At 62.8% G+C, this 20,346-nt stretch carries 14 protein-coding genes and 1 tRNA gene; 4 read left to right on the top strand and 11 right to left on the bottom strand.

All coding sequences use genetic code 11. The features are described from left to right. The first annotated feature begins 22 nt into the window (after positions 1-22). The 4 genes from cpdR to secD all read left to right on the top strand — a co-directional run bounded on the left by cpdR (position 23) and on the right by secD (position 3,774). Complete coding sequence (gene cpdR / locus ACCO56_RS05365; protein WP_202312920.1) at positions 23-385, top strand: cell cycle two-component system response regulator CpdR; 363 nt, start codon at positions 23-25, stop codon at positions 383-385. Between the two features lie 113 nt (positions 386-498). Further along, positions 499-573: transfer RNA gene (locus ACCO56_RS05360), tRNA-Val, on the top strand. Positions 574-795: 222 nt separating this feature from the next. Further along, entirely contained in the window at positions 796-1,146 is a 351-nt protein-coding gene (locus ACCO56_RS05355; RefSeq protein WP_433638452.1) for a hypothetical protein, read from the top strand. Positions 1,147-1,248: 102 nt separating this feature from the next. After that, a complete protein-coding gene (gene secD / locus ACCO56_RS05350; RefSeq protein ID WP_433638450.1) occupies positions 1,249-3,774 on the top strand; it encodes a protein translocase subunit SecD in 2,526 nt (841 codons plus the stop codon). Between the two features lie 192 nt (positions 3,775-3,966). Here the strand turns inward: secD and ACCO56_RS05345 are convergent, their stop codons facing one another. The 11 genes from ACCO56_RS05345 to ACCO56_RS05295 all read right to left on the bottom strand — a co-directional run bounded on the left by ACCO56_RS05345 (position 3,967) and on the right by ACCO56_RS05295 (position 20,291). Beyond that, a complete protein-coding gene (locus tag ACCO56_RS05345; protein ID WP_433638448.1) occupies positions 3,967-7,143 on the bottom strand; it encodes an efflux RND transporter permease subunit in 3,177 nt (1,058 codons plus the stop codon). Beyond that, a complete protein-coding gene (locus ACCO56_RS05340; RefSeq protein WP_433639763.1) occupies positions 7,140-8,291 on the bottom strand; it encodes an efflux RND transporter periplasmic adaptor subunit in 1,152 nt (383 codons plus the stop codon). The genes ACCO56_RS05345 and ACCO56_RS05340 overlap by 4 nt, the downstream gene beginning before the upstream one ends. Positions 8,292-9,192: 901 nt before the next feature. Then, complete coding sequence (locus ACCO56_RS05335) at positions 9,193-10,257, bottom strand: ABC transporter ATP-binding protein (RefSeq protein WP_433638446.1); 1,065 nt, start codon at positions 10,255-10,257, stop codon at positions 9,193-9,195. An 18-nt stretch (positions 10,258-10,275) separates the two neighbouring features. Next, positions 10,276-11,067, bottom strand: coding sequence for an ABC transporter permease (locus tag ACCO56_RS05330; protein WP_433638443.1), 792 nt, complete (start codon positions 11,065-11,067; stop codon positions 10,276-10,278). Next, positions 11,064-11,969 (bottom strand): ABC transporter permease, encoded by a 906-nt coding sequence (locus ACCO56_RS05325; RefSeq protein ID WP_433638442.1) that lies wholly within the window; start codon positions 11,967-11,969, stop codon positions 11,064-11,066. Before ACCO56_RS05325 ends, ACCO56_RS05330 begins: the two co-directional genes overlap by 4 nt. A 53-nt stretch (positions 11,970-12,022) precedes the next feature. Continuing rightward, positions 12,023-13,129: an ABC transporter substrate-binding protein gene (locus ACCO56_RS05320; RefSeq protein WP_433638441.1), complete on the bottom strand. Its 1,107-nt coding sequence runs from the start codon at positions 13,127-13,129 to the stop codon at positions 12,023-12,025. Between the two features lie 229 nt (positions 13,130-13,358). Then, positions 13,359-14,531, bottom strand: a complete 1,173-nt coding sequence (locus ACCO56_RS05315; protein ID WP_433638439.1) for an iron-containing alcohol dehydrogenase — start codon at positions 14,529-14,531, stop codon at positions 13,359-13,361. A 16-nt stretch (positions 14,532-14,547) separates the two neighbouring features. Then, positions 14,548-15,933, bottom strand: coding sequence for an aldehyde dehydrogenase family protein (locus ACCO56_RS05310; RefSeq protein WP_433638437.1), 1,386 nt, complete (start codon positions 15,931-15,933; stop codon positions 14,548-14,550). Between the two features lie 549 nt (positions 15,934-16,482). Then, on the bottom strand, positions 16,483-17,853 hold the full coding sequence (locus ACCO56_RS05305) for a glutamine synthetase family protein (protein ID WP_433638436.1): 1,371 nt from the start codon (positions 17,851-17,853) through the stop codon (positions 16,483-16,485). Between the two features lie 93 nt (positions 17,854-17,946). Next, positions 17,947-19,458, bottom strand: coding sequence for an amino acid permease (locus ACCO56_RS05300; RefSeq protein ID WP_433638435.1), 1,512 nt, complete (start codon positions 19,456-19,458; stop codon positions 17,947-17,949). A gap of 5 nt (positions 19,459-19,463) precedes the next feature. After that, a complete protein-coding gene (locus ACCO56_RS05295) occupies positions 19,464-20,291 on the bottom strand; it encodes an N-formylglutamate amidohydrolase (protein ID WP_433638434.1) in 828 nt (275 codons plus the stop codon). Between the last annotated feature and the right edge of the window lie 55 nt (positions 20,292-20,346).

Genomic DNA, 20,346 nt, shown 5'->3' with positions numbered 1-20,346 from the left:
AATTGAGTCGGACGGGAGCCCAATGGCACGAATTCTTCTGGCGGAAGACGACGACGACATGCGCCGCTTCCTGGTGAAGGCACTCGAGCGCGCCGGTTACGACGTCAGCGACTTCGACAACGGCGCGAGCGCCTATGAGCGCCTGCGGGAAGAGCCGTTCTCGCTGCTCCTGACGGATATCGTGATGCCGGAAATGGACGGCATCGAACTCGCCCGGCGCGCCACGGAGATCGATCCCGACCTGAAGGTGATGTTCATCACCGGCTTCGCTGCGGTCGCCCTCAACCCCGATTCGAAGGCTCCCAAGGACGCCAAGGTGCTGTCCAAGCCCTTCCACCTGCGCGATCTCGTCAACGAGGTCGAAAAAATGCTGAAGGCCGCCTGAGGCCGAAAGCCCGTATTCCCGAGAGCGGCAGGAAAGCCGGCCGCTCCATCCACATTTCCCGAATTCTCGCTATTGACGCGCCGGATCAAAAGTGATGTATGCGCGTCGCGGATGGGCGTGTAGCTCAGCGGGAGAGCACTACGTTGACATCGTAGGGGTCACAGGTTCAATCCCTGTCACGCCCACCATCCGATCCCAGATCAATCATTTGCCGGCGCACGGCGGGTTGCTGCTTGCTCCCAGGTGTCGGCCGAACACAGGCTTCGCACCTAAAGATCGGCGGCAACAGCTCGAAGGGTGTACGGCTGGACGAAGATCGCCTATTTCGTATGCGCGGGCTGTCCAGACGAGGCGGCCACGGAGAAGGCAGGCGAATGGGCTTCACACGGAACGCAGGAAGGGGATCTCGGTTGTCCGACATCCTGTCGGCGTTCCTGTTGTGCCTTGGCGCCGTGCTGGCCGGAGCGCAAGCGGCTCCGAATTCCGGATTTGTTTCGCCGGAAGCAGCAAGCGCTGCAAAAATCGCCGGTCAGCGCTCCAGTCCAGTCGTCCCTAAACGCTCCTTTATCTTCGTCAGTTCGGCTGCCGCCAAAGCGACGGTTGTGGCCAGCGCCGGCGGCACAGACCTCGCACTTCCGCCTCGCGAAATCCGTCTTCCCGAAAACGCCGCAGGCGCGTTTCGTGCTTCGGCTCGGCGGAGCACACGGAGCAAAGAGGCTCGACACGCCTATGATGCCTGCGCCCCTCCTGCATTGATCTGATTTCCCTCCGAACCGTGCGGCTTGATCGCCACACTCCAGGAAGCCCAGCCGCAGTCGGGGCATCGACCTGCCACCACAGCGGCGATTTGTGGTATCAGAAACATGCGAACACCCCGTTGGGTGATGGCGACCTATGCCATCATCATCCTTGCCGGCATCCTCGCCGCGCTGCCCAATCTTTTCACCTCCCAGCAACTCGCCTCCATGCCTGCCTGGTTTCCCAAGCAGCAGGTCACGCTCGGCCTTGACCTGCGCGGTGGCTCACATCTGGTTCTGGAGGTCGACGCAAAAGCGTTGAAAGCCGACCGGCTTCGTTCTCTGCTCGACGAAGCGCGGGGAGTGCTGCGGCGAGAACGCATAGCCGTGCAGTCGGCCAGGGTTGTCGATGACGGCGTCAACATCAACATTTCCGACGAAACGCAACGCGCCAGGGCACTCGAAGTCCTGAAGGGCCTGACCAATCCGGTCGGCGGAGGCTTTGCCGCCCCCCGGCCGGATGTAGAGATCGCCGCTACCGGCAACCGCGTCCGCCTCTCGCTGACGGAAGCAGGCCTCTCGGATCGTCTGGATGCAGCGCTGCAGCAAAGCCTGGAGATCGTTCGCCAGCGCGTCGACCAGGTCGGCGTCGCCGAACCGACGATCCAAAGGGTCGGATCCGACCGGATTCTCGTCCAGCTCCCCGGCCTGCAGGACCCCTCGAAGCTGCGCGAATTGCTGGGCAGCACGGCCAAGATGACGTTCCATCTCCTGGCCAACATCCCCCAGGGCGAGCAGCTGCCCCGCGGCGTCTCGCTCCTGCCGGATGCGAAAACCGGACAAACCTATCCCATCGAGGACCGGATCGCCCTGGATGGAGAGAGATTGACCGATGCCCGCGCCGGCTTCGACCAACGCAGCAACGAACCGATCGTCTCGTTCCGGTTCGACAGCGTAGGAGCGCGGCAGTTCGCCGACATCACCAAGGAAAATGTCGGCCGTCCCTTCGCCATCGTTCTGGACGGAAAGGTTCTGTCGGCGCCTGTCATCCGCGAGCCGATCACTGGCGGATCCGGCCAGATCAGCGGCAGTTTCACGGTTGAAGATACGGCGGTGCTGTCCGCGCTCTTGCGCGCCGGCGCGCTTCCCGCGCCTCTGACTGTGATCGAAGAGCGCACTGTCGGCCCGGACCTCGGCGGAGACGTTATTCGAATGGGGCTTTTCACCGGTCTCGCCGGTTTCGGCCTGGTGGTTGCCCTGATGGTTGTGCTCTATCGCGGCTGGGGGCTCATCGCCAATGTAGCCCTTGGCTTGAACGTCATTCTGACCCTTGGCGTGCTGAGCGTCATCGGTGCGACGCTCACGCTTCCGGGGATTGCCGGCATCATTCTCGGCATCGGGCTTGCCGTCGACGCCAACATCCTCATCAACGAGCGCATCCGTGAAGAGACGCGCAGAGGGGCGAGCGCCTTCGAAGCACTCGACCACGGCTTCAAGCGTGCCTATTCCACGATCGTCGATGCCAACGTCACCTCCCTCATCGTGACTGCGCTGCTCTTCATGTTCGGCTCAGGGCCGGTCCGAGGCTTCGCCATCACGATGATGCTGGGCATCGCCATCTCGATGTTCACGGCGGTCACCATCGTCAAGATCCTCATGATCGAGGTGGTGCGGCGCCGGAAACTGAAGACCCTGCGGATCGAGCCGCTGTTCAAGATCGCCCCGGAGAAAACCAGCATTTCCTTCATGCGGGCGCGCTTTCTCGGCATCGGCGTCTCGATCCTGCTGTCGATCGCGTCGATCGGATTGTTCATCAAACCAGGCCTCAATTACGGTATCGACTTCATGGGCGGTATCCAGGTCGAGGTGGCGACGTCTCAGCCGGCCGATCTCGCGCAGCTGCGCGAGCGTCTCGGCGCTTTGGGTCTCGGCGAGGTGGCGCTGCAGAACATAGGCGGGGACAGAAGCGTGCTCATCCGTGTTCAGCGCCAGGATGGGGGCGAAGCGGCGCAGACGGCCGCCGTCGAAAGGCTGAAGGCCGAGATAGCCCAGATCGATCCCGCGGCGACGATCGAACGCTCCGAGGTGGTTGGACCAAAGGTCAGCGGCGAGCTGGCGTGGTCCGGCGTGCTGGCAGTGGTGCTCGCGAGCCTCGCGATGCTCGTCTATATCTGGTGGCGTTTCGAATGGAATTTCGCCATTGGAGCCATCGCCACGCTCGTGCTCGACACGACCAAGACCGTCGGCTTCTTCGCGATCACCGGGCTCGACTTCAACCTGACCGCCATCGCGGCATTGCTGACGATCATCGGCTATTCGGTCAACGACAAGGTGGTCGTTTATGACCGCATGCGCGAGAATCTGCGGCTCTACAAGAAGATGCCGCTTCGCCAACTGATCGACATGAGCATCAACCAGGTGCTGACGCGCTGTATCTACACGTCTCTCGTGACATTCCTCTGCATCCTCCCGATGGCGGTGTGGGGCGGATCGGCGGTCGCGAACTTCGCCATTCCGATGGTGTTCGGCATCGTCGTGGCGACCACGTCGTCGATCTTCATCGCAGCACCCATCCTGCTTCTGCTCGGCAACTGGTGGCGGGCACGCCAGGAGCGGGCCGACGCAGAGGTCGGCGAACGCGTCGCCGTCTAGAGCATTTCGCAGCCGACCGGATTCGGTCGGCGTCGCGAGAATGCGGCAAAAACAAAAACCTAAAGCGTGTCACCCTAATCCGATTGCCAGCGACACGCTTTAGGACAGGAAGCAGGGCATGGGCACCGTTGGATGCCCACGCCCTGCTTCATTGGCTCGTATCCGGGTCTGATCGCCAAGTCGCGTCCTGCTCTACTCCGCCGGGCTGGGTGCCTCCACCGCCCCTCTGCTCTTCATCGGGAACAGCGAGGCCAGCGTGACGAAGAAGACCGGCGTCAGGAACAGGCCGACGAAGGTCACGCCGAGCATGCCCGAGAACACGGCCGTACCCAGCGACTGGCGCATTTCCGCGCCGGGCCCGGTGGCTATGACGAGCGGCACGACACCGAGGATGAAGGCGAAGGCCGTCATCAGGATGGGGCGCAGCCTGAGCCGGCAGGCTTCCACGGCCGCGTCGACCACCGACGCCCCTCGCTCCTGCGCTTGTCGGGCGAACTCGACGATCAGGATCGCGTTCTTGGCCGCCAGGCCGACAAGCACGATGAGACCGATCTGGACCAGGACATTATTATCCAGCCCCCGCAGAGACACACCGACGAGCGCCGCGAGCACGCCCAGCGGAACGATCAAAATGATCGCGAAGGGCAGCACCCAGCTCTCATACTGCGCCGAAAGAGCCAGGAAGACGAAAAGCACGGAAAGGCCGAAGATAAGCACTGCCGCATTGCCGGTGCTGCGTTCCTGAAGGGCCAGTTCCGTCCATTCGAAGGAAGTTCCTCGCGGCAAAGTCTCGGCCGCTATGCCTTCCATCAAGTCGAGAGCCGTGCCTGTCGAAACGCCGGGCGCCGCGTTCCCCTGCAGAGGAACGGACACGTACATGTTGTAGCGCTGCACCAGCTCGGGGCCGGTGACGTCCCTGATCTCGACCAGCGTGCCGAGCGGCACCAGCGCTCCCGTCGCCGAGCGGACCTTGAGCTTGAGGATGTCCTCGCGCTCGAGGCGGAACGTCTGATCGGCCTGAGCCTGCACCTGATAGAGCCGGCCGAACGCATTGAAATCGTTCACGTAGGCCGAGCCGAGATTGACCGACAGCGTCTCGAAGATATTGGGGATCGGCACGTTCAGCATACGCGCCTTGTCGCGGTCAATGTCGAGGAAGAACTGCGGGCTCGACGCCGAGAAGGTCGTGAAGACACCGACGAGGCCCGGGGTCTGGTTCGCCTTCGCCGCGATCTGGTGCGCGAGCTCGAGGATCTTGCGGACATCGGTGCTGTTACGCTCCTGGAGCTGCAGCTTGAAGCCGCCGGAGTTTCCGATGCCCGGCACGGGCGGCGGCGGCAGTGCAATGATGAAGGCTTGCTGGATGCTTTGAAGCCGGCCGAAGAGATCGCCGATGATCCTGTCCTGCGTCAGGCCGGTAGCCAACCTTTCCTCGAAGGGTTTGAACGGCGCGAAGATCACGCCGGAGTTGCTGGCGTTGGTAAAGGTGGCACCTGAGAAACCGGCGAATGCGACCGCGTTCTCGACACCCGGCGTTTCCTGAATGATCTGCGATGCGCGGCGCACCACCTCGTCGGTGCGCGAAAGCGACGATGCGTCCGGAAGCTGCACGACGACGATCGCGTAGCCCTGGTCCATCGTGGGGATGAACCCGCGCGGCACCGTCTGGAGCATGTGATAGGTGGCGTAGAGGAGCGCGGCAAACACCAGCAGCATGGCGCCCAGCGCGAAGCGGGTCCTGACAAGCACCCTCACAATGCTCGCATAGCGGTCCGCCATCCAGTCGAAGCCACGGTTGAAGCCGTCGCCGAGCGCCTTGCCCCAACGCGCCAGGAAGAAGCGCGGCGGCTCATGGGAAGCCTCATGCGGCTTGAACAGCAGCGCCGCCAGCGCCGGCGAGAGCGTGAGCGAGTTGAAGGCGGAGATGATCGTCGAGACCGCGATGGTCACCGCGAACTGCAGGTAGAACTGGCCGGTGATGCCGGGGATGAACGCGGTCGGGACGAAGACCGCTGTCAACACCAGAGCGATCGACACGACCGCGCTGCCCACCTCGTCCATCGTGCGATGCGCCGCCGCTGCCGGTTTCAGCCCGAGCGCGATGTTGCGCTCGACATTCTCGACCACGACGATCGCATCGTCGACGACGATGCCGATCGCCAGAACCAGGCCGAAGAGCGTCAGCATGTTGAGAGAGAAGCCGAAGGCGAGAAGCACCGCCAGCGTGCCGATGAGCGACACCGGGATAGCCACGATCGGAACGATCGCCATTCGCCACGATTGGAGGAAGACGATGATGACGATCACCACAAGGGCCACCGCTTCAAGGATGGTCTTGTAGACCTCGTTGATCGACTTCTCGATGAATTCCGTCGGATTGTAGATGATTTCGTAGCCGACCCCCGGCGGAAAATCCCGGGCAAGACGGGCGATCGTCTCCTGGATTTCCGCGGCCGACTCCAGCGCGTTCGTGCCGGGTCGCTGGAAGATGCCCAGTGCGACCGCCTGCTTGCCGTTGAGATAGGAGTTGGTCACGTAGTCGCGTGCACCGAGCTCGATGCGCGCCACATCCTCCAGTGTCACCAGCCGCCCGTCCTCGGTCGACTTGACGATGACATAGCGGAAGTCGCGCGCCTCGTCGAAGCGGCCTTGTGTGGTGACGGTATATTGGAAGGCGCTGCCTTTGTTGTTGGGTGGTGCGCCGATCGCCCCGCCCGACACCTGTACGTTCTGCGCGCGAAGCGCGTCCACGACGTCTCCCGCCGTCATGCCGTAGATGGAGAGCTTGTCCGGATCCAGCCAGACGCGAAGCGAGTATTCACGCTCGCCGAAGATGATGAGGTCGCCGACGCCATCGAGGCGCAGGAGCACGTCGCGCACGTTCGATCGGGCATAGTTGGACACATAGAGCTGGTCGTAGCTGTCGTCGGGCGACAGCATATGGATGACCATCATCAGGTCCGGCGAGCTCTTGGTGGTGGTCACCCCGAGCCGACGCACCTCCTCCGGCAGCCGCGGCTGCGCGATCGCGACGCGGTTCTGCACCAGCACCTGTGCCTGGTCGAGATCGGTGCCCAGCCTGAAGGTGACGCTCAAGGCCATCGAGCCATCGCCAGTCGAATAGGAGGACATGTAAAGCATGTTCTCCACGCCGTTGATCTCCTGCTCCAGCGGCGTTGCCACCGTCGCGGCGATCGTCTCGGCGTCGGCGCCCGGATATTGGGCGCGAACCACGATGGTCGGCGGCGCGATCTCGGGATATTGCGCCACCGGCAATTGCGTATAGGCGATCGAACCCAGGATCAGGAAAACGATCGACAGGACCGACGCGAAGATCGGCCGGTCGACGAAGAAGTGAGCGAATCTCATCGGGGCAATCCGGCGACTTTGGCTTCAGGCGGGAGCGAGATCATTTCTGCCTTGACTTTCACGCCCGGCCTGACCCGCAGCAACCCGTCGACGACCATCGTTTCCTCGCCGGTCAGGCCGGTGCGGATGACGCGGTAGCCGTGAAGCAGAGGCCCGGTGCGGACGGGCTTGGCCGACACCGTCCCGGCCTGGTCGACAACATAAACGACGCGCCTGTCCTGATCCGCGGCGATCGCCTCATCCGGCACGAGGATGCCTTCGTAGGGCAGAGATCCCGGCATGGTGACGCGCCCGAACATGCCGGGCTGCAGCAAGCCGTCCGGGTTGGGGAAGCGAGCCCGCATGCGCATCGTGCCGCTCTCGGCATCGAGCCGGTTTTCGGAGAAATCGAGCTTGCCGTTCACCGAAACGGGGTCGTGGTCCTGCACGGTGACGACGACATCGACGCCGCCTGCTCCCTCCTGAAGGCTCGCCCCGCGCTGGCGCGCATCCCGCGCATAAGCAAGCGCCGAACGTTCATCGATATCGAAATAGAAATCGATCGGATCGCGCGCCACGATGGTGGTGAGCAGCGTGGAGTCGGCCTGGACGAGATTGCCCACCGAAACGCGCCGGCGATCGATACGGCCGGAAAGCGCCGCCTTGATTTCGGTGAATTCGAGATTGAGTCCCGTCGTGCGCAGTTCCGCCTTGGCGCCTTCGAGCTGCGCGACCGCGGCAAGATGTTCCCGCCGGCGATCGTCGAGGACAGAAGTCGCAAGGTTGCCGGATCGGGAGAGCGCCTCCGCCCGCTCCAGCTGCATCGTGGTGAATTCCAGCGCGCTCGTCGCGACATCGACTTGCGATTTGGCCGCGTCATAGGCGGCCTGATAAGGACGCTTGTCGATCGTGAACAGAAGGTCCCCCTTCTCGACCATGGCCCCGTCGCGGAAATGGACCTGGTCGAGATAACCACCGACTCGCGCCCTTACATCGACTTCGTCCACGGCCTCGAAGCGGCCGATGAAGCTGTCGCTTTCGACGATCTCGCGCACGACCGGCTTGGCGGTCGTCACGACGGGCACATTCTGTTGCTGTTGCGCGGAGGCTGTTTGGAAATTGGATGCCAGTATGGCGATACCAACTGCTCCCACTCTCGCCAAAGCCAAAGGGGAAACTATGATCTGGTTGAGGCGCAGCAACTTTCCGCTCCTTCTGCGAGTTGGCGCGGCATCCACGAGAGGCCCGTGGCCCTTGCTGCGGGCCGAGGCGCTAACCCCGTTTCCGTCGCAAACTACTAAGATCCTCCAGATTGTCGCTTACACTACCGGCTTTCAACTGCTCCGACGAGCAGGTTTCCGGCTTTACGACAGTGCATCGCAAATTGATGCACCAGCGTTGCGCCCAAATGGAAGCCTGTTTCTTCACCCCGCCGTAGGTTCTCCGCGGCGAGATCGAATTGTTGACGGTATCGAGAGAAGCAGCGACTTCGGCTCAAGCTGACGTTCAGACTTTTTGCCGACGGGGCGTGGTCGAATGAACCCTCTCTGTATTTCTGAACTTACGAACCCAGCAATTGAGAGTGACCGTAGCTGATTGGCGTCAGCTACAGTTGGGGAGACGCCTGTCGGAAGTCAACGAGAGGTCACCCGGGACTAACGACCATCCTGACAGACATTGTGGCCGGCGAGGACAAGAGGTTCCCTCGCACCAGCGCGCCGGCCGCCATTTTGGCGGAATGTTGGCAGAACCGTGTCATGAACCATCCTGACATTTTCCTCTGAACGGTCACTCCCGTAACAACGTTCGGATCGGCCGCGCCGCATCGGTGGAAGCGTCACGGAATGGATCCTCGGATCTCCTCGCTTCGCTCGGGTCGAGGATGATGAAGCTTCTATGTCGAAGCCAATCGTCAACGTCGGAGATTGAGGCCTGCATAAAGCGCCCACGTTGGCGATTGGCATAAACATATCAACTTCGTCATCCCCGGGCGCGCAGGCGAGCGAAGCGAAGCCGAAGCTGACCCGGGGATCCATTCCCTTCCCTCGTGGCCGCTCTGGTCGTGACGTATCAATGCAGCACGAGCACGTCGCCCGAGGAGAAGCTGATCTCCGTTTTCTCGCCGACCATCGGCGGCGGCGAGGTGGGGTTGTTGAACGTGTCCAGCGAAACAGCGTTCGGGCCCAGGCCGACCCGCACGCGAATCACGGAGCCGAGGAATGAGACATCGGAAATCTCGCCGCCCAGGCTGGTGTCGCGGCCGGGCTGGCGACCGAGTGCGATCGCTTCGGGACGGAGCGCGAGCGAGACCGCGTCGCCGGTCCTGGCGCCGTTGAGAGCTCCCTTGAGCGAAAGCTGGCTCTCGCCGATGCGCACGGTACCGGTGGCTGCATCCGCCACCGTGCCTTCCAGAACGTTGAGCGTGCCGACGAAATTCGCCACGAAGCGCGTGGCCGGGCGGTTGTAGATCTCGAACGGCGTGCCGACCTGCTCGGCCTTGCCGCCATACATGACGACAATGCGGTCCGAGATCGACAACGCCTCTTCCTGGTCGTGCGTCACGAAGATGGTCGTGATGCCGAGCTTCTTCTGAATTGACCGGATTTCCTCGCGCAGCGAGACGCGCACCTTGGCGTCGAGCGCCGAGAGCGGCTCGTCCAGCAGCAGAAGCTTCGGCTTCGGCGCCAGGGCCCGGGCGAGCGCCACGCGCTGCTGCTGGCCGCCGGAAAGCTGGTAGGGATAGCGATCGCCGAACTGCGGCAGCTTGATGATCTCGAGAAGCTCGGCGACGCGGGCGTCGACCTCGGCCCTGGGCGCGCCGGCCACCTTCAGCCCGAAGGCGATATTCTGCGCGACGGTGAGATTGGGGAAGAGCGCATAGGCCTGGAACACCATGCCGACATTGCGCTGGTTGGGCTTGAGCCGGGTGACGTTCCTACCCCCGACCACGATCGAACCCCCGCTCGGCTCCTCGAAACCGGCCACCATGCGCAGCACCGTGGTTTTGCCGCAGCCGGAAGGGCCGAGCAGCGAAATGAACTCGCCGGCTTCGACGTCGAGGTCGAAGTCTTGAACGACGGTGACCGTTCCGAACGACTTGCGGATGTTCTGTATGCTGAGAAACGGGTCGGCCATGGCTTTCGACTTTCTCGTTCAGTTCGGACGGTTGGCCGATTTCGGGGCGAACCGGGAAAGGATCTGGATCACCGCCATGCAGCCCCAGGTGATCGCGAAGGCGATGACGGCGAGCGCGGCGGGCTCGTAGGCGCGGTTCGCGCCGATATTTTGAAGATATGGACCGAAAGCCGGCCTGTTGAGCAGGCTCGCCATGGTGAACTCGCCGATCACGATAGCGAAGGTCAGGAAGGCGCCCGATAGAACGGCAATCAGCACATTGGGCAGGATGATGCGTGCGATGATGGTCGCCCATCCTGCGCCGAGGATCTGCGCGGCCTCCGTCAAGGTGCGGACGTCGATCATCCTGAGCCCGGTATCGACGGCGCGGTACATATAGGGGAGCGCCAGCGTCGCGTAGCCGATGATCAGGAGGGCGTCGGTAGCGCGCGCGGTGGCCAGGAAGGGCAGCGGCGAGGACGAGCCGTACATTCTGATATAGCCGAAGACGATGACGATGGCCGGGATGATGAGCGGCAGGAGCGTGATGAATTCGACGATCGGCCTCAGATACGGCATCCTCAGCCGAATCCAATAGGCGGTTGGGACCACGACGAGGACCCCGAGCAGGATGGTCAAGGAAGCGACCGTCACCGAATAGAGGAAGGTTTCCTGGAAGCGGGCGTCGCCGAGCACGACCCTGTAGGCTTCGAAGGAATATTCGCCGCGTTTCATGCGCAGCGAGAATTCGAAGGTCGCGATCAGCGGTATGAAGAAATAGGCCGCGCCGACGGCGAAGGTCAGCCAGGCCCAGAAGCGCGAGCCCTTCATCGCAACCACCTTTCGCTGCGCGTCCTGAACCAGATGTAGAAGACGTTGGCGAGACCGGTGACTACGACCATGCCGAAGGCCAGTGCATAGCCCAGATGCGGATTGTGCAGCACGTCGCCGCGGATCTGCGCATAGAGCAGGATCGGCACGATGTTCAGGGACGAGCCGGTAAGCGCATAGGCTGTGGCGATGGCGCCGAAGGCATTGGCGAAGAGCAGGATCATGGTTCCGAGGAAGCTCGGCCACAGCACGGGAATGACGACCATGCGCCAGTATTGAAGCTGCGTGGCGCCGAGCGTCGCGGCCGCTTCGCCCCATTCGCGTTTCAGCCCGTCTATCGCCGGCGTGATGATGACCACCATCAGCGGTATCTGAAAGAAGAGATAGGTGAGCGTCAGCCCCCAGAAGGACAGGATGTTGAAGCCGAGCGCATAGATGTTGATGCCCAAAACGCTGTTGAGCAGCACGGTGACGAGGCCGAGCCGGCCGAGCGTGGCGAGAAAGGCAAAGGCGAGCGGCACACCGGCGAACTGCGAGGCGACGCCGGAGAAGGTGAGCGTGGCCGAGCGCACCCAATTGGGCAGGCCGCCGCGCACGATCGCGATGGCGATGGCGAGCCCGATCAAGGCGCCCAGGATCGAGGAGGCCAGGCTGATACGGATCGAAATCCAGTAAGCGGCCACGATCGAAGGCTGCGACAGGGCGGCGATGTTCTCCAGCGTGAACTCGCCCTGGTTGTTCTGGAAGGCGCCGACGACGAGGTAGGCGGTGGGGAGGATGAGGAAGAGCAGCGCGAACAGGAAAAAGGGTGCCACCCCGAGCCACGCAGTGGGCACGCGCAAGGCTCGCTCGGCAGACGGGGCCGGGAGGGCTGCCGGCTTGGTGACGGTGGCTTCAGCCATGGGCGTTTCCGGGAATGATCCCCAGGCGGCACCGGCCGCCCGGGGAGAGCTTCTTACTGAACGTTGGCGCCTACGACCGAATCCCAGCCCTTGGTGATCGCCTCCTTCGAGGCGCCCTGGTCGTCCAGCGTCGGGAACACGGCGGTCTCGTAAGCGTCGACCGGCGGGAGCTTGTCGAGCAGCTCCTGCGGGACGAGCCCCTTCTTGGCGAGGTCGTTGAAGCGGATCGGATGGCAGTAGCCCTTGAGCCAGCCGAGCTGGCCTTCGTCCGAATAGAGATATTCCATCCACAGCTTCGCAGCGTTCGGATGCGGTGCAAAGGCGCTGATCGCCTGGACGTACACGCCCGCCACCACGCCCGACTTCGGCACGACCACCTCGACCGGTGGATTCCCGTTCAACGTGTCGCGGTCGGCAAGCGCGTTGTAGTCCCAGCGGATGAGGATCGGCGTCTGGCCTTGGGCAAGCGTCGCCGCCTTGCCGATGACCGGCACGAAATTGCCCTTTGCGTTGAGCTCCTTGAAGAACTCGAGACCAGCCTCGCCGGCAGCTTTGCCGGCAGCAGCGCCCTTCGAAAGACCGGCGGCGTAGACCCCCTGGATGGCCTGGTTGGACGCGCGCGGGTCACCGGCCAGCGCCACGGCGTTCTTGTATTCGTCCTTCAGCAGGTCGGCCCAATCCTGCGGCGGATTCGGCACGAGGTCCTTGTTCACCTGGAAGGCGAGAACGCCGTAATAGTCGCCATACCAATAACCTTCCGGATCCTTGGCGCTGTCGGGAATCGTATCCCAGGTCGACACCTTGTAGGGCTGGATGAGGCCATCGGTCTTGGCCTGCGGGCCGTAGGACAGGCCGACGTCGATCACGTCCGGCGCCTGCGGGCCCTTATTGTCCTTGTTGGCCTTGATCGCTTCGATCTCATCGCTCGATCCCGCATCGGGATTGAGCTCGTTGATGGTGATCTCCGGATATTTCGCCTTGAAACCGGCGATCACGTCGCCATAGCCGCACCAATCGTGCGGCAGCGCTATGGTGGTGAGCTGCCCCTCGGCCTTCGCCGCGGCGACCAGCTCGTCCATCGACTGGGCCGACGAAATCGCCGTCGCAGTCATCAGCGATGCCGCGGTGAGGGAAAGCACTTTCCCCGCAAAGTTGAACATCTTGTCTCTCCGTTGAACCGGCGTCACTCGGCGCCAGCGCTGCGGTTACCGCCGTCACATGACAGTTGCGTGAAACGCCCGCGCGAGCTGCCTCAAGACACGAAAACTAAACTACTTTTGATGGCTCTCCGCAATCGCCAGCCTATTTTTCCGGCTAATGATCAAACCGGTTTAGATCGTTCAAGCTAGCGGCCGCGGCTCTTCTTCGTCCCGCCTCCCTCGGGAAGGATCAGAATTTTCCTTCGATCGCGTTGTCGAGCAATGTCAGCGCTGCCTTCTTCGTCAGCTTGACCGGATTGCCGCCCGCCGTTGGATCGACCACCGCCATGTCCGCGATGAGCGTCTTGCGCTTCTTGTCCATCTGCAGCCCCTTGATCAGGCCGGGCAGCGCGTGCGGCACTTTCAGGTCCTTGCGCAGCTTGATCACCGCCTTGGCGAAGCCGTCGAAGCCACCCTTGATGCCGATGTAGTTCGCCAGCCGGGTGATACGCTCTTCGACTGCCTCGCGGTTGAAGGCCAGCACGTAGGGCATGAAAACTGCGTTGGTCATGCCGTGATGGGTGTCATAGAGCGCGCCGACCGGATGCGACAGCGAATGGATGGCGCCGAGCCCCTTCTGGAAGGCGGTCGCGCCCATGGCGGCCGCCGACATCATATGGGCCCGCGCCGTCAGATCCTTGCCGTTCGCATAGGCTTTCGGCAGGTTCTCGAAGACAAGGCGGATGCCTTCCACCGCGATGCCGTCCGCCATCGGGTGGTATCCGGGCGCGCAATAGGCCTCCAGGCAATGGGCGAAGGCGTCCATGCCGGTTCCGGCGGTAATGAAAGGCGGCATGCCCGCCGTGAGTTCGGGATCTGCGATGACGATCGCCGGCAGCATCTTCGGATGGAAGATGACCTTCTTGGTATGCGTCGCCTCATTGGTGACGACCGCCGCCCGGCCGACTTCGGATCCGGTTCCCGCGGTGGTCGGCACCGCGACGATCGGAACGATGGTTTCGGCCTTGGCGCGCGTCCACCAGTCGCCTATGTCCTCGAAATCCCACACCGGGCGCGTCTGGCCGGCCTGGAAGGCGATGAGCTTGCCGAGGTCGAGCGCGGACCCGCCGCCGAAGGCGATGACGCCATCATGTTTGCCTTTCCTGAAGGCCTCGATGCCGGCCACGAGGTTGGATTCCACCGGGTTCGGCTTGACGTCGGAAAAGACGCCGTACGGTACCTTGGCTGCATCGAGCAGCTTGAGGGTCCTGGCAACGACAGGCAGCTTCGCCAGGCCGGGATCGGTGACGAAGAGCGGGCGCTTGATGCCGACCGCGGCCAGTACCTCGGGAAGTTCGGCAATACGACCCGCACCGAAACGCACGGTCGTGGGATAGTTCCATTTCGAAACGAGTTTGGTCATCAAAAGCTCTTTCAGGTCAGATCGTTTCGCGCAGGTGATAGGATTTCGGCCGGGTCAGATTGTCGTAGCCGATCGCCGAAAGGGCGGCGCCCTTGCCGGTGTCCTTCACGCCGGTCCAGACCAGCGCGGGGTCGAGGTAGTCGCAGCGGTTCATGAACACCGTGCCGGTCTCGATCCGGTCGCCGATAGCCGCAGCATGGTCGGTGTCCTGGGTCCAGATCGAGGCCGTGAGGCCGTAGGGACTGTCGTTCATCAGTGCGATCGCCTCCTCGTCGTTGCGCACCTTCATGATGCCGACGATCGGGCCGAAGCTCTCTTCCCGCATCACGCTCATCTGGTGGTCGACATTGGTGAGAACCTCGGGCGCCAGATAGGGTGAACCCTCGCGGTCGTTATCGACCTTCATGCCGATATGGGCCTCGGCGCCCTTGCGCAGCGCCTCGGCCTTCTGCTCGCGGATGAAATCGGCGAAACGGGCCTGCGCCATCGGTCCCATCGTGGTCGCCTCGTCGAGCGGATTGCCGACCACGTAGTTCTTCGTCTCGGCCACGAAACCTTCGACGAACTCGTCATAGACCTTCTCATGCACATAAACCCGCTCGATGCCGCAGCAGCACTGGCCTGAGTTGTAGAAGGCGCCGTCGACAAGATTGGCCACCGCATGGTCGAGCTTTGCGTCAGGCAGCACGTAGGCCGGATCCTTGCCGCCGAGTTCCAGCCCGAGCGTCATGAAGGTGCCCGCCGCAGCCTTCTCGATCGCGCGGCCGCCGGCTACGGAGCCGGTGAAGTTGACGTGATCGACCTTGCCGGAAGCGAGCAGCTTCTCGGTCTGGCCGTGGTTCATCACGATGTTCTGAAAGACATGTTTAGGCAGCCCGGCCTTGTCGAACGCCGCCTGGAAGCGTTCGCCGACCAGCAGCGTCTGCGCGGCATGCTTGAGGATCACGGAGCTGCCGGCCATCAGAGCCGGCACGATGGTGTTGACGGCGGTGAGATAGGGATAGTTCCACGGCGCGATCACCATCACGACACCGAGCGGATCCTTCTTGATGTAGCGGCGGAATCCCGGTTTGTCGTCGGCAATGACAGGCGCGAGCGCTCGCTCGGCGATGCCGACCATGTAACTCACCCGTTCCTTGACGCCGCCGAACTCGCCGTCATAGCGGGTCGGCCGCCCCATCTGCCAGGCAAGCTCCGGCACGATTTCGTCGCTCATGGCGACCAGCGCCTCGAGGAAAGCGAGCATCAGCCTGCCGCGCTCCGCGATCGAGGTTTGTGCCCAGGAAATTTGCGCGGCTCGCGCACGTTCTACCGCGGCGTTGACGGCCTGATCGGTCGCAACCGGCCGCTCGGCATAGAGCGAACCGTCGATCGGGGATTTCAGCTTGACCGTCTCGGTCATGGTCGGTTCCTTTCGTGTAATCAACGGTCAATAAATTGACCTTTGGACAAGCCCCTCATCCGCCTGCCGGCACCTTCTCCCCGTCAACGACGGGGAGAAGACCGATGTCGTCTACGCTTTCGCCAATCGACCGCCGTTCGCGACTGGCGAAACCCAAGCGGCCGTCGTCTCTCTCCCCGTTTTGGACCTGTCGCATTCACACATCTGGAAAGGTGTCTTTCCTGATTGCTTGGAAGGTTTCCCCCTCTCCGTCTCGGCTTCGCCGAGCCACCTCTCCCCCACTTCGTGGGGAAGAGGAAGGGCGCCGAGTGCGGCCGGCGATTCCTCTCCCCTACGCGCAGCGTGGGGGAGAGGTGGCTCGGCGAAGCCGAGACGGAGAGGGGGCCTGCCGTCCGCGCCACGTTCATCTGCAAAAGATTGGCCACCAAGCAACCATGCAGGAAGTGTGAATCCGGTAGGTCCTTCACGGGGAGAGATGTCCGGCAGGACAGTGAGGGGCAAATCACGACCGGTCAAAGATCAACGCCCATAGTACAATTCGTTCCTCCCTCAATACCGTTCGAAGCCGCGATGCAGCTCCCAGTCGGTGATGCGGCGGTCATATTCGAGCTGCTCCCAACGGGCCGTGTGCACATAGTGCTCGATCACGTCCTCGCCGAAAGCCTGCCTGAGCATTGTCGACGTTGCCATCGTTTCCGTGGCATCTCGCAGGGTCTTCGGGATTTCCGGCAGTTCGGTCGCCTGATAGGCGTCACCGGCGAAAGGTTTCTGCAGTTCCAACTGCTCGTCGATGCCGGCGAGTCCCGCCGCGATAAGCGCCGCAAAGGCGAGATAGGGGTTGAGATCGGCGCCGCCGATCCGGCACTCCATGCGAATGCCCCTGGTGCCCTCGCCGCATAGGCGGAAGCCGGCGGTGCGGTTGTCCTCGCTCCACATGATCTTGGTCGGCGCGAAAGTGCCGGCCTGGAAACGCTTGTACGAATTGACGTAGGGCGCCAGGAACCAGGTGAATTCCTTGGCGTATTTGAGCTGCCCCGCCGCCCATTGCCTGCCGAGCGTGCTCAGCGTCCACTCGCTGTTCTTGTCGTAGAAGAGCGGGGTCTTGCCGTCTGCGCTCCACAGCGAATTGTGTATGTGGCTCGAATTGCCGGCGAGCTGATAGTTGTACTTGGCCATGAAGCTGATCGCCTTGCCCATCGAGGCGGCGATCTCCTTGCAGCCGTTTTTCAGGATCACATGGCGATCGGCCATGTCGAGCGCCTCGGCGTAGCGCACGTTGATCTCTTCCTGGCCCGGGCCCCATTCCCCCTTGGAATTCTCGATCGGAATGCCGGCCGCTTCCATCTCGTTGCGGATGCGGCGCATCACACCCTCTTCCTTGCTGGTGATGCCGATCAGATAGTCGCCGATATAGGGCGAGGCCGTCTCGAGGTTCTGCCAGTGCTTGGCGCGGGCGGAATCGTAGGTCTCGCTGAAGAGATAGAATTCGAGCTCGGAGGCGAAATAGGCGAGATAACCGCGCTCCTGCAGCCGCTTCACCTGCCTGCGCAGGATGGCGCGCGGGGAATGCGGCAGGTCGTCGTGGCCGTGATGGTCCTTGACGTCGCACAGCACCAGCGCCGTCTTCTCCAGCCAGGGGACAGGGCGCAGCGTCGCGAGATCCGGCTTCATGACGAAGTCGCCGTAGCCTTGCGACCAGCTCGCCGCCTTGTAGCCCGGCACCGGTTCCATATCGATATCGTTGGCCAGGAGGTAGTTGCAGCCGTGGGTCTCGTCGTAAGCGGATTCGACGAAATATCTCGCCAGGAAACGCTTGCCGATGAGCCGCCCCTGCATGTCGACGGCGCAGGCGAGCACGGTATCGATGTCGCCGGCCGCGACCTCCTTCTTCAACTGATCGAACGAAAAACCTGATGCCATTCTGTCAGCACTCCAGCCTTCTTGTGCTTGGCTTTCAAACTCGCGGCCCGGCCGGTAGGTGAACCGCCGGGCTGCGAAATCACGAAATTGCAGTCAGGCCTGCGCCTGATGTTCCAGCGCGAACTCCTCTTCGGGAGAAAGGATCAGCTTATTGCGGCCGACCAGCCAAAAATAGACGATCGCCACGCCGAACCAGACAGCTACCCACACCACGCCCCTGGTGAAATTGGGATCTTGGATCTGGTAGAGCAGCGTCACGATGCCTATGACGATGGTAAGCGTCGCGCCGGGAATGCCGAGCGGGCTGCGGTAGGGCCGCTCGATATGCGGCTGGTTGCGGCGCAGCAGGATGAAGGAAACAGCCTGCAATATGTAGGAGAACATCGCGCCGAACACCGCCATGTTGAGGAGGACGCTGCCGATGAGCGACCCTGCAGTCTCCCCGCCCAGCGCGAACCACATGATCAGCATTATGCCGAGCCCCACGCCGGCGCCGGCCAGCATGGCGACATGGGGAGTCTTGTAGGCGGTGTGCGTCACCGACAGACCGGACGGGAAATAGCCGGCGCGGCTCAGCGAATAGACCTGCCGACCCATGGCGAAGATGATCGTATGGAAACTGGCGATCAGCCCGACGAGAGCGATGATGCCGAGCAGCACGGCGCCGGAATCGCCATAGATCGCGCGGAAACCGTCGAGCAGCGGTTCGCCGGACGAGCCGAGCTTGAAGGCGCCGACGCCGATCACAGATGGGTTGAGCAGGACGATCATGAAGGCTGAAACCATCAGCGTCGCCATGCCTGCGATAATGCCTCGCGGCATGTCGCGCCGGGGATCGATAGATTCCTCCGCAGCCAGCGGCAATTGCTCGATGGCGAGGAAAAGCCACACGGCGAAGGGCAGCGTCGCCAATACGCCGGAGAAGCCGAACGGGAACCAGGAGCCGTTGCCCTCGGGCAGTTCCGCCGCGGCCCCGTTGGGGCCGACGCCGATATTGAGCGCCCAGCGGCCGAAATCGATGTTCGGGAGGGCGCTGATCCAGAAGGTGATGAGCACGGCCAGCGACAGGAGCGTCACGATGAGCGTCACCCGGAACGACAGCGCCACGCCGAAGATGTTGAGCGCGAGGAATATGACGTAGGTGACGATCCACCAGAATGGCGGCCAGACGCTCGAGCCCGGGAACGCCACCTCCCAGATGCCGCCCATGTAGGAGCCGATGAAGAAGGCGATCACCGCCGGCGTGAGTACATATTCGACATTTTCGCATAGGCCGGTGACGAAACCGCCCCACGGCCCCATGGCCGTGCGCGCAAAAGAATAGGCCGCGCCGGTGTGCGGCAGGGCCGGGCTCATCTCGGCGATCGAGAAGACGAGGCCCACATACATGATGGCGATGATGATGCCGGCCACGAGCATGCCGCCCCACCCGCCGGTGGCGAAACCGAAATTCCAGCCGGAGAAATGGCCGGAAATGACCGCGCCGACGCCCAGCGCCCAGAGGTGCCAGACATTTGCGTGCCGGATCAGTTGCCGGTTTTCGAAATAGCTCTTGTCGCGCCTCGTATAGGCGACACTGCCGACCTGCCTATTGCCGTCTGCCATTGAAGTCACCCTCTCATTGTTGCCGGCTTCGCCGGCGGCGTGTTCCCCTTCGTCCCGTAGCTTTCCCACTCGGCCCCCGGCCCGAAATCGGCAAAGATGCCCGCGAGCAGCCCTGCCCATTTCCGCTGCCCGGCTTCTGCCGGAATCTCGTCGTTGCGTATTTCGATCATCGCGCAAGGCAGACCACGCGAGCGCGCATGCCGCTCCAGCGTGAAATAGACCCGGTCGGCCGGCGAATAGGGTTCGTTCATCCCGACCGTGATGCCTTCGAGGGACTGCAACGCCCCGATCAGTGGCGCGGCGAGCCGGCAGTCGTCGTCATGGATGATGCCGATATTCCAGGGCCGCGCAACGCCCTTGTAGACGGGCGTGAAGGAATGAATCGAAACGAGGCGGGTCTCCCGTCCGGCGGCGAGGCGCTCGCTCACCACATCCTCGATGGCAGCGTGGAACGGATCGTAGGCCAGCGCGACGCGACGGGCGCGTTCCGCTTCCGTCAGATCACGATTTCCAGGGATGATTGTGGTCTCACTCAGGGCCGGGATGAGATCGGGCGCGTCGAGCGGCCGGTTGCAGTCGATCACCAGCCGCGATATCCGCGATTCGATCAGGGTGGCGCCGAGCACTTCGGCCATATAGCGCGCCACCGCAGCGGCGCCGAGATCCCAGGCTATGTGACGCTCGAGATCTTCGTCGCTCAGGCCGAGAGAGCCGAACGTGGCCGGAAGGGCGTTCGAGGCATGGTCGCAGATCAGGACGTAGCAAGAACGGCCGCCTCGGTCGATGATCACGACCGATTCCGACGCCTGCTCAGCAAGCCGTCCCTGTCCCATTGCATTGTCCCCGCGGCGCCGTATCGTTTGTTACATATTCATTTCCATTTGCGCC

Origin of the sequence: Mesorhizobium sp. 1B3 (assembly GCF_050958605.1) — a bacterium.
Classification (GTDB): domain Bacteria; phylum Pseudomonadota; class Alphaproteobacteria; order Rhizobiales; family Rhizobiaceae.
Note: the sequence above shows the minus strand (reverse complement) of the source record. Positions and strands in the feature narration are given on the sequence as shown.